This is a genomic window from Aureimonas sp. N4 (assembly GCF_001463925.1).
Lineage (GTDB): Bacteria > Pseudomonadota > Alphaproteobacteria > Rhizobiales > Rhizobiaceae > Aureimonas > Aureimonas ureilytica_A.
Genome location: NZ_BBWS01000001.1, coordinates 84,823 through 97,123 on the forward strand (window position 1 = coordinate 84,823; position 12,301 = coordinate 97,123).

At 67.4% G+C, this 12,301-nt stretch carries 10 protein-coding genes; 4 read left to right on the forward strand and 6 right to left on the reverse strand.

Annotation, left to right across the window (positions count from 1 at the left end):
- Window positions 1-64: 64 nt before the first annotated feature.
- Window positions 65-871 (reverse strand): ABC transporter substrate-binding protein, encoded by an 807-nt coding sequence (locus AUL28_RS00365; RefSeq protein ID WP_062230159.1) that lies wholly within the window; start codon window positions 869-871, stop codon window positions 65-67.
- Window positions 872-1,120: 249 nt separating this feature from the next.
- Between AUL28_RS00365 and AUL28_RS00370 the strand changes: the two genes are divergently transcribed.
- The gene (locus tag AUL28_RS00370; RefSeq protein WP_062230161.1) at window positions 1,121-2,164 is read left to right on the forward strand and encodes an Ldh family oxidoreductase; all 1,044 of its coding nucleotides are present in this window, start codon (window positions 1,121-1,123) and stop codon (window positions 2,162-2,164) included.
- Between the two features lie 77 nt (window positions 2,165-2,241).
- Here the strand turns inward: AUL28_RS00370 and AUL28_RS00375 are convergent, their stop codons facing one another.
- The 3 genes from AUL28_RS00375 to AUL28_RS00385 form a co-directional block, all read right to left on the reverse strand.
- Entirely contained in the window at window positions 2,242-3,192 is a 951-nt protein-coding gene (locus tag AUL28_RS00375; RefSeq protein WP_058598872.1) for a dihydrodipicolinate synthase family protein, read from the reverse strand.
- A gap of 187 nt (window positions 3,193-3,379) precedes the next feature.
- Complete coding sequence (locus AUL28_RS00380) at window positions 3,380-4,084, reverse strand: GntR family transcriptional regulator (protein WP_058635879.1); 705 nt, start codon at window positions 4,082-4,084, stop codon at window positions 3,380-3,382.
- A gap of 170 nt (window positions 4,085-4,254) precedes the next feature.
- On the reverse strand, window positions 4,255-5,925 hold the full coding sequence (locus AUL28_RS00385) for an AMP-binding protein (protein WP_062230163.1): 1,671 nt from the start codon (window positions 5,923-5,925) through the stop codon (window positions 4,255-4,257).
- A 261-nt stretch (window positions 5,926-6,186) separates the two neighbouring features.
- On the opposite strand from AUL28_RS00385, the gene AUL28_RS00390 reads away from it, so the two are divergent.
- Window positions 6,187-7,377, forward strand: coding sequence for a M20 metallopeptidase family protein (locus AUL28_RS00390; RefSeq protein ID WP_062230165.1), 1,191 nt, complete (start codon window positions 6,187-6,189; stop codon window positions 7,375-7,377).
- A gap of 183 nt (window positions 7,378-7,560) precedes the next feature.
- Window positions 7,561-8,097 carry a gamma carbonic anhydrase family protein gene (locus AUL28_RS00395; protein WP_062230167.1) on the forward strand — a complete coding sequence of 179 codons (537 nt, stop codon included), beginning with the start codon at window positions 7,561-7,563 and terminating at the stop codon, window positions 8,095-8,097.
- A gap of 436 nt (window positions 8,098-8,533) precedes the next feature.
- On the opposite strand, the gene AUL28_RS00400 is transcribed toward AUL28_RS00395, so the two are convergent.
- On the reverse strand, window positions 8,534-8,734 hold the full coding sequence (locus AUL28_RS00400; protein ID WP_062230169.1) for a heavy-metal-associated domain-containing protein: 201 nt from the start codon (window positions 8,732-8,734) through the stop codon (window positions 8,534-8,536).
- 190 nt (window positions 8,735-8,924) lie between these two features.
- Between AUL28_RS00400 and AUL28_RS00405 the strand changes: the two genes are divergently transcribed.
- Complete coding sequence (locus tag AUL28_RS00405; protein WP_062230171.1) at window positions 8,925-11,402, forward strand: heavy metal translocating P-type ATPase; 2,478 nt, start codon at window positions 8,925-8,927, stop codon at window positions 11,400-11,402.
- A gap of 42 nt (window positions 11,403-11,444) precedes the next feature.
- On the opposite strand, the gene AUL28_RS00410 is transcribed toward AUL28_RS00405, so the two are convergent.
- Window positions 11,445-12,266: a potassium channel family protein gene (locus AUL28_RS00410; RefSeq protein ID WP_082640140.1), complete on the reverse strand. Its 822-nt coding sequence runs from the start codon at window positions 12,264-12,266 to the stop codon at window positions 11,445-11,447.
- Between the last annotated feature and the right edge of the window lie 35 nt (window positions 12,267-12,301).

Sequence of the window (12,301 nt, forward strand, 5' to 3'; positions counted from 1 at the left end):
CCTCGGGAAAAAGCCGGCGGCGCGAGGGGGAGGCCCCCACGCGCCGCCGGGCAGAGGCAAGAGCTTAGCGGTAAACGCCGGGCACGGTCAGGCTCGGAGCCTCGCCGCCGACCCACTTCTCGTAGAGTTCCTTGTAGCGGCCGGTGCGAACCTGCTGATTGATGAAGAGGTTCAGGTAGTTGATCATGCCGTATTCTTCGCGGTTGGTGAAGAGCGCGACATAGTCGATGTCGAAGGGCGCCTTGCCGACCACCGAGATGCCGGGAAAATTGCCGGTCTTCACATTGGCCTGCGCCACTGTGGAGGTGGAAACGGTCGCGTCGAGCTGGCCCTGGCTCAGCGCTAGGAAGACGTCGGCCTGCGTCTGATAGGGGCGGAACGTGCCCGTGCCCCACGCCTTCACCTGCTTCTCCAGCGCGATGGCCTCGTAGGTGCCGGCGGTCGCGCCGACGGTCTTGCCCTTCATGTCCTCGAAGGACTTGACGCCCGACTTGTCGTTGGCGGTCACGGCCATCTCGAAGGCGAAATAGGGAATGGTCATGCCGACCGTCTTGGCACGCTCCAGCGTGTCGGAGGTCGAGGCGACGCCGACATCGACGCGGCCCGACATCAGCGCGGGAATGCGCTCGGGGAACGGGGTCTCGACGATCTCGGCGGTGACGCCGAGGGCTTTTGCCAGATCGTTGCAGTAATCGACGTCGAAGCCGACCGGGTTGTTGGCCGCGTCGCGCGAGCCCATGGGCGGGAAGTCGAGAACCACCGCGCAGCGCAGCGTGCCCGAACCGATGATGTCGTCCAGCTTGTCGGCCTTGGCCGCGCCAGCGAAGGCAGTGGCAGCCAAGAGGCTGAGTACGATGGCCTTGGTCTTCATGCGCTGTCCCCTTGTTGTGTCGGCCTCAGGCGCTGCGGATCGCCGGCCCCCGAATGGGGACATCAAACAGAAAATACAACAAGTGTGCAAGACCCCCTCCCTGCTCGAATTTTTTGCACTTGCGAAGGAAATCGGCAGGGCGGGTTCTTGTGCAGTGCACAGCGCGCCAAAGCTCCCGTTTTCGATATTCTTTCTGTATGCAAGATTCACTGCCGGCGATGTCCGGCCTCAGACGCCAAGGATCGGCCCATGACCGCAAGCCTAGACGCCCTGTCCGTCCCCGCGCTTCTCACCCGCGTCGAGGCGATCTTCCGCAAGGGCGGCTTGAACACTGTACAGGCCGGCGCGCTGTCGCGCGTCATCGTGGCCGGCGAGCGCGACGCCTGCAAGTCGCACGGCATCTACCGGATCGAGGGCGCGCTGCGCACGGTGAAGGCCGGCAAGGTGCAGGCGGACGCCGTGCCCGAGCTCATGCCCGACGATGGCTCGGCGATCCTTCGGGTCAACGCCAAGGGCGGCTTTGCCAACCCGGCCTTCGAACTTGGCCTGCCGCATCTGGCCGAGCGCGCGCGAACGCTCGGAATGGCCGCGCTGGTGATCAACGATTGCACGCATTTCTCCGCGCTCTGGCCAGAGGTGGAGGCGGTCGCGGCGCATGGGCTCGCCGCGCTGGCGCTCTGCCCGAGCTACGCGACCGTCGCGCCGACGGGCGGCAAGGAGCCGCTGCTCGGCACCAATCCCCTCGCCTTTGGCTGGCCGCGCCGGGACGCCGAGCCCTATGTCTTCGATTTCGCAACCTCGGTGGCGGCGCGCGGCGAGATCGAGCTGAAGCGGCGCGCCGGCGAAACGCTGCCCGAGGGCTGGGCGCTCGACGCCGCCGGCCAGCCGACGCGCGACCCCGAAGCGGCGCTCGCCGGCGCGATGCTGACCTTCGGCGGACACAAGGGCTCGGCCATCTCCACCATGATCGAGCTTCTGGCCGGCATCATGATCGGCGATCTGACCAGCCTCGAATCGCTGCGCCAGCTCGGCTCCACCAATCTTTCCCCCAGCCATGGCGAGCTGATCCTCGCCTTCTCGCCCGAGCGTTTCGCGGCGGGCCGCGAGGGCGATCCCTTCGCGCGGGCCGAAACGCTGTTCGAGGCGATTGTCGGCCAGGGCGCGCGCCTGCCCTCGCAGCGCCGCTTCGCCGCGCGGGTGGTGTCGGAGCGGGACGGCATCACGCTCTCATCCAGCGAACGCGCCCAGCTCGACCGGCTCGAAGCCGAAGGGCTCGACGCCGTGGCGCTCTGAGGCAAACGCAAGCGAAACACAAAAAAGGGCGGGCCTCCTGCGAGACCCGCCCTTTCGAATTCACGGTGCAGCGACGATCAGGCCGCGAGGCCTTCGCGCTTCGACCAGTCGGCATACCAGGTGTCGAAGAGCTTCAGCTGCGCTTCGACATAGCCGCGCTGGCTTTCGCTGAGTTCGTCGCTCTCATTGAAGTGGAGCGTGTATTCGGCAAAGCCCTTCAGCACCATCATGTGCTTGAAGTAGAGAACCAGGTCCGGGCCTTCGTCGAAGGAGGAGAGGACGGCGAGCGCCTCTTCCAGCTCCTTGGCCTGCCGGCGGGCGAGCGCGTCGCCGGTGGCCGCCTTCTGGGCGAGGGTGCAGAGCTGGATGACTTCCTTCGGCAGCACATTGCCGATGCCGGTGATCGCGCCCGTTGCGCCGCAATTGATGAAGCCATGGGTCACAGCCGTGTCGACGCCGATCATCAGCGAGACGCCATCGTCGCGGCTGGTGATCGTCTCGGCGGCGTAGCGCATGTCGGCCGGGCCGCCGAACTCCTTGAAGCCGACGAGATTGGAATGCTCGGCGCGCAAGGCGAAGAAGAGATCGGCGCGGGTCGCAAAGCCATAATAGGGGCTGTTGTAGATGACCGCCGGCAGATCCGGCGCGGCCGCGAGGATGGCCTTGAAATGCGCGCGCTGGGCCGGGATCACCGAGCCGCGCGAGAGAACGCGCGGGATCACCATGAGGCCCTTGGCGCCGACCTTCTGCGCATGAGCGGCATGGGCGACGGCCGAGGCGGTGTTGACCGCGCCGGTGCCGACGATCACCGGAATGCCGGCGGCGGTCAGGCGCGCGACGCCTTCCATGCGCTGCTCGTCGGTCAGGAGCGGCCAGTCGCCCATCGAGCCGCAATAGACCACGGCCGACATGCCGGCCGCGATCAGCTCCTGACCCTTGCGCACCAGCGCATCGTAGTCGGGCGTGCGGTCGGCCTTGCAGGGCGTCATCAGGGCGGGAATGACGCCGGAAAAGATCTGAGCCTTCACCTGTAAACTCCTCGTGGGACCCCAGCGGTGAGCTTCAAGCCATCGTTCCCGCCGTTCTGGCGTGACTATCGCGTATTGCATTTTATTTGTCGACAAGATTTTGATGGGTTGCGCAGTCCCCGAAAGCAAAAAGGCCGCCTCGCGAAACGAGACGGCCTTTGTGGCATCCAAAACGGAAGGCAGAGATTCAAAGCGCGATGTCGAGCTGGCCGCCGCGCGAAAACAGCGTCTGCACTTGGCGCACGATCTGCTCGGCGTGGATGCGGGCGAGGCGGTCGGCGCCCTCCTGATCGCGCGCGGCGATCTTGAGGATGATCTCCTCGTGCTCGTCCACGAATTGCTGCGGCAGGCGGTCCTCGTAGGAATTGTAGTAGATGCGCAGGATGCGCCGCCCCTCGTCCAGAATGCGGTTGAACAGGCCGAGGAAATAGGGATTTCGCCCCGCTTCCGCGATCGCGGAATGGAAAGCGGCGTTGGTGGCGATCATGGCGAGCGCGTCCTGATCGGCCACCGCGCGGGCGAACTCGGCCTGGCGCGCGCGGATCGGCTCCAGGTCTTCGGGCCGATGATGCTCGGCGGCCAGCCGCGTGGTGACGCGGTACATCAGCACCAGAGCGTCGAAGAACGTATGCAGGTTCAGAAAGTCGATATGAGCGACGACGGCCGAGCGGTTGGGCAGCGTGTGCACCAGCCCCTCGCCCGAGAGGCGCACCAGGGCCTCGCGGATCGGCGTGCGCGACATGCCGAAGCGCTCGGCCAGTTGCACCTCGTCGATCGGGCTCCCCGGCGGCAGGACGAGGTCGAGGATCTCGTCGCGCAGGAGGTCATAGACCATTTTCACGCCGGAGCCGCGCTTGCGCTCGGGCGCGGGCGTGTCGGCTGGCTCGCTCATGGCAGGTCCTCGTGTGGCGGGTCGCTTCGGGCGGCTCTCCGCCGAACCGGCGCGCAAGGCCCATTCCGCGATAGCCGCTTCGGCGCCTGCATACAAACCTTATCCAATGGATGAAAGAAAGTCCTAGGTGCGTCGTCAGCCCCGTCCGCCGCCGGCCTGCGCAGAAAATGTCAGTCGCGCAGCGCCCGGCGCAGCACCTTGCCGACGCCGCTCTTGGGCAGTTCGTCGCGGAACTCGATCTCGCGCGGGCGCTTGTAACCGGTCAGGTTCTCGCGGCAATATTGCTTCACCGCCTCCGCGCTCAAGCCTTCGTCGGAGCGCACGAGAAAGAGCTTCACCGCCTCGCCCGAATTCTCGTCGGGCACGCCGACCACGGCCGCCTCCGCCACGCCCGGCATCCGCGTCACCACATCCTCGATCTCGTTGGGATAGACGTTGAAGCCCGAAACGTTGATCATGTCCTTCTTGCGATCCACGATGCGGATTGCGCCCGTCTCGTCCATGATGCCGATGTCGCCGGACTTGAACCACCCGCCGGGTGCGAAGGCGCGGCGCGTGTCCTCCGGGCGGTTCCAGTAGCCGATCATGACCTGCGGCCCGCGAATGGCGATCTCGCCGGCCTCGCCCGGCAGCAGATGCGTCTCGTCGTCCGACAGGATGGAGAACTCGGTGGACGGCAGCGGATAGCCGATCGTGCCCGTATAGTCCCGACTGGTCACGATGTTGCAGGCGGCCGAGGGAGAGGTTTCCGACAGGCCATAGCCCTCGCAGATCGTCTTGCCCGTCAGTGCCAGCCATTTTTCCGCCGTCGCCCTCTGCACGGCCATGCCACCGCCGAGCGACATGACCATATGGCTCCAATCGACGCTGGCGGCGTCCTTGTGCCGGGCGATCGCGCCGAACAGCGTGTTGACGGCGGGAAAGAGATGAAACGGCCCGCTTTTGAGCGTCTTGATGACAGCGGGAATATCACGTGGATTGGGGATCAGGAGATTGCAGCCGCCCTGGCGCAGCGACAGCATCATGTTCACGGTGAAGCCGAAAATATGGTAGATCGGCAGCGCGCAGACGGTCACCACCTGATCGCTCGCCGGCACGAGGCGCGTCGCCGGCCGGTTCCAGAGTTCGGACTGGAGCACGTTGGAGACGATGTTGCGGTTGGTCAGCACCGCGCCCTTGGCGACACCCGTCGTGCCGCCGGTATATTGCAGGATCGCCGGCTCCTCGGCCGTGCGCCGGATGGGCATGAAGCGCCCGCCCGCGCCCTGGCTCAACGCTTGGCGCCAGCGAACCGCGCCCGGCAGGCGATAGGCCGGCACGGCGCGCTTGACGTAGCGCAGCACGAAATTGACGAGATGCCCCTTCAGCCCCGGCAGCATGTCGCCGACTGAAGTCACCACCACATGCTCCAGCGCGGGCACCTCGGCGCGGCACTGCTCCAGCGTATGGGCCATGTTTTCGAGCACGACGATCGCCCGAGCGCCCGAATCGTTCAGCTGATGGGCCAGTTCGCGCGGGGTATAGAGCGGGTTGGTGTTGACCACGACCAGACCCGCCCGCAGCGCGCCCGCGACGGCCACGGGATACTGGAAGATATTGGGCATCATCAGCGAGATGCGATCGCCGGGCTGAAGGCCGAGGCCCTGAAGATAGGCCGCAAAGCGCGTGGAGGCGCGGTCGAGGTCCGAATAGGTGAGATCGACACCCATGAGGCGGAAGGCGGGACGCCCGGCGAAATTGCGGAACGCCTCGTTCAGGAGATCGGCCAGCGTCTCGTAGGGCACGGGGCCGAGCTCCGCCGGCATACCCTCGGGATAACGCGCCAGCCATGGCTTGTTCATATCCGCCTCCTCCCATGCCCCGTTCCGTCTCTCGTCTTCTCCCAAAGACATGAGGCGGGGCAAGCGCGAACAGACTACTCTTCCGTAAACGTCAATGTCATCTCCTTTTCTCGTGATATGGCTTCCTTCCTTCTGCCGCTTCGCACTGGAAAGCGCGCGCGAAACGCGGGACAAGAGAGAAGGAGACCCGGCGCGGTGCCGTCATGGCCCGGCGGGGATGCGAGCCCATAGGCGGGCACGAACAGGACTGAAGAGACGCCGATGACCAGCAATCATATCGGACCCCGGATCGAAGCGATCGCCGGCGAGATCGAACCCGCCCTCATCGACATCCGCCGCGACCTGCACGCCCATCCCGAACTCGCCCACGAGGAAGTGCGCACCAGCGGCGTGGTGGCGCGCGAGCTCGCGCGCATCGGCGTGCCCCATCGCACCAAGGTCGGCGGCACGGGTGTCATGGCGACGATCGACACCGGCCGCCCTGGCCCGACCGTGCTCCTGCGCGCCGACATGGACGCGCTGCCGATCCAGGAACAGACCGGCCTGCCCTATGCCTCGACCATTCCCGGCAAGATGCATGCCTGCGGACACGATCTCCACACCGCGACGCTGATCGGCGTCGCCGAAGTGCTCCAGCGCATCGCGCCCGATCTCTCGGGGCGCATCGAGCTGATGTTTCAGCCGGCCGAGGAAGTGTCGGATAGCGGCGCGGCGAAGATGATGCGGGACGGCGCGCTGGAGGGCGTCGATCTGGCGCTCGGCTTCCACAATTACCCCGGCGAGCCGGTCGGCAGCTTCTCCTTCGTGCCGGGCGTTGCGGGCGGCTCGTCGGACGAGTTCACCATCACCGTCTCGGGCCGCTCCGGCCACGCCGCGCGCCCGCATCTGACCGCCGATCCGATCGTGGGCGCCGCGACGCTGGTCCTGCAACTCCAGACCATCGTCTCGCGCGAGATGAACCCGATGCGCCCGATCGTCCTCACCATCGGCGTCATCGAGGGCGGGCTCGCGCCCAACATCATTCCCGACGCGGTGCGCCTGCGCGGCACGGTGCGCACCCATCTGGACGCCGACCGCACGGCCATGGAAGCGGCGATCCGGCGTCATTGCGAGGGCGTCTCCACCTCGCTGCGGCTCGAATGCCGCCTCGACTGGGAACGCGGCACGCCGCCGCTCGTGAGCGACGAGCGCGTGATGCGCGCCACGATGCGCGCGGTGGAGAATCATTTCGGCCGCGAGGCGCTTCTGGAGGCCAGCCCCTCGCTCGGCGCGGAGGATTTCGCGCTGATCGGAGAGAAGGTGCCCGCCTTTCAGCTCGGCATCGGCTCCATGACGCCGGGCCGCCGGGACGAGCTTCACAATTCGGACTATCAGCCGGACGAGCGCGCCATCCGCAACGGCGTCGTCGCCCTGTCGCTCGCCGCCTGCGAGTTGCTGAGCCCCAGCGTCTGACTAAGAGTGCCTAACAAAACCTCCGGGCGGAGGCTGGTGGAGGGATTTTCGTCAGTCCGCGCGGAGCGAAGCGCAGTCGATGCTAGGTCAGCATCGGCGAGCATTCGGGACAAAGCGGCTGACGAAAAGACCCGACAAGCCGACCCCGCGAGGTATTGTTAGGCGCTCTAAAGGGAGGTTTCCATGCCCGTCTATGCCCTCGACGATCTCACGCCCCGCCTCCCCGCGCCCGACCGCCTCTTCATCGCGCCCGATGCGCATGTGATCGGGGACGTCGCGCTGGGCGAGGATGTCGGCATCTGGTTCGGCGCGGTGCTGCGCGGCGACAAAGGCACGATCACGGTCGGCGCGCGCACGAACATTCAGGAAGGCGCGATGCTCCATGTCGATCCCGGCTTTCCGCTCACGATCGGCGCGGACTGCACGATCGGCCATCACGCCATCGTCCATGGCTGCACCATCGGCGACAACACGCTGATCGGCATGGGCGCGACGGTGCTGAACGGCGCGCGCGTCGGCCCCAACTGCCTCGTCGGCGCGGGCGCGCTGGTGACGGAAGGCAAGGAGTTCCCCGAAGGCTCGCTCATCATCGGCGCCCCGGCCAAGGCCGTGCGCCTTCTGGACGAGGCGACGCTCAAAGGCCTCAAGCGCTCGGCCGAGACCTATGTCGAAAACGCCCGGCGCTTTCGCGGGGGCCTGCGGGTGGTCGAGGGGTTTTGAGGGCAGGGCGCGCGGGCAAACACCGCCCTGCGCTGAACGCCGCTCGGGCCTCTGCGTAGCGCTGCGATGACGTGGGGGTGCGGGCGACTGATCTTGAAAGAGCCATCCTGGGTCGGCCCGCGATCCATCACTCCAAAGCAACCGCCGCATAAGCCTGCCGGGACGCGGCTCGAAACAGCGCCGGGAGAGGCCGGCGATAGAGGCCCCCTCTTATCCAGCTTGCAGCGCGGCCGACGCCTGCCATCAGCGCAAAAAGGCAGCCAAGCGGCCAGCCGATACCATCCGGCTGGGCTGGCCACTCTACGCTTCCGACATTGCGCGTATGATCTCATACTCCAACGCAAAGGCCGGATCATTTGCAACGGTGCGAATGGAGACCATTCATTGCCTTTAAGTCTGTCGCCTCAGCGCCCAAACCCAGCCTTCGCCGAGCGTGCTACGCCGCCAGAATCTGCGCGGGATAGCCGGCCTTCGCCAGCGCGCTCACCAGCGCTTCGCCTTCCGCCTGCGTCGTCACATCCGCCGTGCCGCCCGGACGGTCCACCTGTACCTGTGCGCCGGGGTCGAGGCGCTGGATGGTGCGGGTCACCGCGCGGGCGCAGCCCTCGCAGGTCATATCGTCGATCCGCAGTTTCATGATCCGTCTCCTTGAGGCCTGTCGATAGGGGCGGGAATTTCCCCTGACATGGGGCTGCGCGGACGGGCTTGGCAAGGCCGGTCTGTTTTCGACAAGGCCCGGCCTTGACCTTCCCGCGCGGGAGGCTTCCATTTGAGGAAGGCAGCGCTTTTCGAGAGCGTGCGATCGCGACAATGTCGGACGCCCAGCCATGAACGAGACCCTTCCTGCCCGTTTGATATCCTCCAGTCTCACCCTGCCGGTCGAGGGAATGAGTTGCGCCTCCTGCGTCGGCCGCGTCGAGCGCGCGCTTCGCGCCGTGCCCGATGTCACCGAGGCCTCGGTCAATCTGGCGACCGGCGAGGCGGCCATCCACTTTGCCGGCGAGGCCGATGCCGCCGCCGCCGTCCGGGCGATCGAGGATGCCGGCTATGACGTGCCGCCGCGCCGCCTGACACTCTCCGTCGAGGGCATGAGCTGCGCCTCCTGCGTCGGCCGCGTCGAGCGCGCGCTCCGCGCCCTGCCTGACGTGACCGAGGCCTCCGTCAATCTGGCGACGGGGCAGGCGCATGTCACGGCGTCTCCCGCGCTCGCGCCGGCCGATCTCGTCGCCGCCGTGGAAGAGGCCGGCTACGACGCACGTCTGGACAGCGACACGCCACCGCAAGCGAGGCGGGACGAGCGTGCGGCCCGCGCCGAGGCCGAGACTGATGGCCTCAAGCATCGCGCGCTTCTGGCGCTGGCGCTCGCCGCGCCGCTCTTCGTTGTCGAGATGGGCGGCCATCTCGTGCCCGCCCTGCATCACACCATAAAGGGCGCGATCGGCATGGAGACGAGCTGGCGCATCCAGGCCGCGCTGGCGACGCTCGTGCTCTTCGGCCCCGGCCTGCGCTTTTATCGCATCGGCCTGCCGCTCCTCCTCAAGGGCGCGCCCGACATGAACTCGCTGGTCGCGATCGGCACGCTCGCGGCCTATCTCTATTCGCTGGTCGCCACCTTCGCGCCCGCGCTCCTGCCGGCCGAGGCCGTGCATGTCTATTACGAGGCGGCAAGCACCATCGTCGCGCTGGTGCTCATCGGCCGCTGGATGGAAGCGCGCGCCAGAGGGCAGACGGGTCAGGCGATCCGCGCGCTCGCCAAGCTTCAGCCGGCCGAGGCCGAGCGGATCGACTCTGGAGGCCAGACCCAGCGCGTTCCCATATCCACCCTTCGCCCCGGCGATCTCGTCGCCATCCGCCCCGGCGAGCGCGTGCCGGCCGACGGTCGTGTCGAGGAGGGCGCGAGCTTCGTGGACGAGGCCATGCTGACCGGCGAGCCCGCCCCGGTGCGCAAGGAGCCGGGCGCGGCGCTGACGGGCGGCACGGTGAACGGCGCGGGCGCGCTGACCCTGCGCGTCGAGAAGGTCGGCGGAGACACGGTTCTGTCGGGCATCCTGCGCATGGTGGAAGAGGCGCAGGGCGGCAAGCTGCCGATCCAGGCGCTGGTGGACCGGGTGACGCTCTGGTTCGTGCCGGCCGTGATCGCCGCCGCGCTCGCCACCTTCGCGCTCTGGCTGGCGCTCGGCCCCGCGCCCGCCCTGCCCCATGCGTTGAGCGCCGCCGTCGCGGTTCTGATCATCGCCTGCCCCTGTGCCATGGGTCTGGCCACGCCAACCTCGATTCTCGTGGGCACCGGGCGCGCGGCGCGGCAGGGCATTCTGTTCCGGCGCGGCGAAGCCTTGCAGGCGCTCGGCGGCGCGCGCATCGTCGCCTTCGACAAGACGGGGACGCTGACCATAGGCCGCCCCGCGCTGGGCGAGATCCAAGCCGCACCCGGATTCGACACGGACGAGGCGCTGCGTCTGGCCGCCTCCGCCGAGGCGCGCTCGGAGCATCCGATCGCTCATGCGCTGGTGGAGGCTGCCAAGGCTCGTGGCCTCGCGCTCGCACCCGTCAGAAGCGCGGAGGCTCTGCCCGGCTTCGGCCTGCGCGCCGAGGTGGAGGGGCGGCGCGTCGAGATCGGCGCGCGGCGCTTCATGGAGCGGCTTGGGCTCGACCCCGCCCCGTTCGATGCGGAATCAACGGCGCTGGCACAAGGCGGCGCAACACCGCTCTTCCTGGCGCTGGACGGCCAGCTCGCCGCGCTTCTGGCCGTCAGCGACCCGATTCGAGAGGACGCGGCCGAGGCCGTCGCCGCGCTGAAGCGCGAGGGCCTGCGCACGGCGCTCGTCAGCGGCGATGATCGGCGCACGGCCGAGGCCGTCGCGCGCAGGCTTGGCATCGACGAGACCGTGGCCGAGGTTCTGCCCGAGGGCAAGGTCGAGGCCATCCGGCGGCTTCAGCGCGATCACGGGCCGGTTCTGTTCGTCGGCGATGGGATCAACGACGCGCCCGCGCTCGCCGCCGCCGAGATCGGCATGGCCATCGGCTCGGGCACCGATGTCGCCATCGAGGCGGCCGACGTCGTGCTCGTCGCTCCCTCGCCCGGCAACGTGCCCCGCGCCATCGCCCTGTCGCGCTCCGTGCTCGGCAACATCCGCCAGAATCTCGGCTGGGCCTTCGGCTACAATGTGCTGCTGATCCCGGTCGCCGCCGGCGCACTGTATCCCGCCTTCGGCCTTCTGCTCTCGCCCGTCTGGGCCGCCACCGCCATGGGCCTGTCGAGCACTTTGGTTTTGCTCAACGGGCTGCGCTCCGGCCGGGGTGTCTGACGTTTCAGACCGGTTTGACGTTTCACGTGAAACAGGGGGCGCTTACTGCGCTCCCTCGTCGGGAATCGCGAGCATGTGGCCGCAGGCCTTGCAATGCACCGCATCGGGCTCGTGCCGTTGCAGGGCGCATTGGGGGCACGGGAAGAAGACCTTGTAGGGTTTGAACAGGGCCTGCGCCAAGCGCACGAAGAGCGAGATGCCGACGATCATGGTGACGATCGAGGTCAGCTTGCCGGCCGTGCCCGGCAGGGTGATGTCGCCGAAGCCCGTCGTCGTCACCGTCGCCACGGTGAAGTAGAGCGCGTCGACATAGCCCTCCATGCCCGATCCCTCGCGTGCGAAGGCGGTGTAGATGAAGCCGGTGATCAGGAAGAGGCAGGTCAGAAGATTGATCGCCGCCCGCCCGACATCCTCCCATTCCGGGTAGCCGCGCCGGCGCAGCGAGCGCCAGAAGAGATCCTTCTGCGAGAGCGTCCAAAGACGCAGGATGCGCAGGAAGCCGAGATTGGCGAGCCAGAGCGGGGCAAGCAGCGTCGCCAGGACGATGAAATCCACCCAGACCGTCGGCCGGGCGATCCAGTGCCGGAAGGAGCGCGCGGCCAGCGCCCGCGTGCCGAGATCGAGGATCAGAAGCGCGGCGACGGAATAGTCGATCCAGAGAAAGCTCGGCTCCTGCTCCAGCACCGGGGCGAAGATGAAGAAGACGATGATGGCGATATCCACGATCCCGACCGCCCATTGGAAGCGCACGGCTTTGGGCTCGTCGCCGACATAGAGCGCGCGCAGCGTCTCGCGCCAGGCGGCATGGCGAATGGCCGGTTCGGGCGGCGTGGAGGACGGGCGGTGGGTAAGCGGCTTGACCATGGTCTTCCAAGAGAGATGACGACCGGAGACTGTCC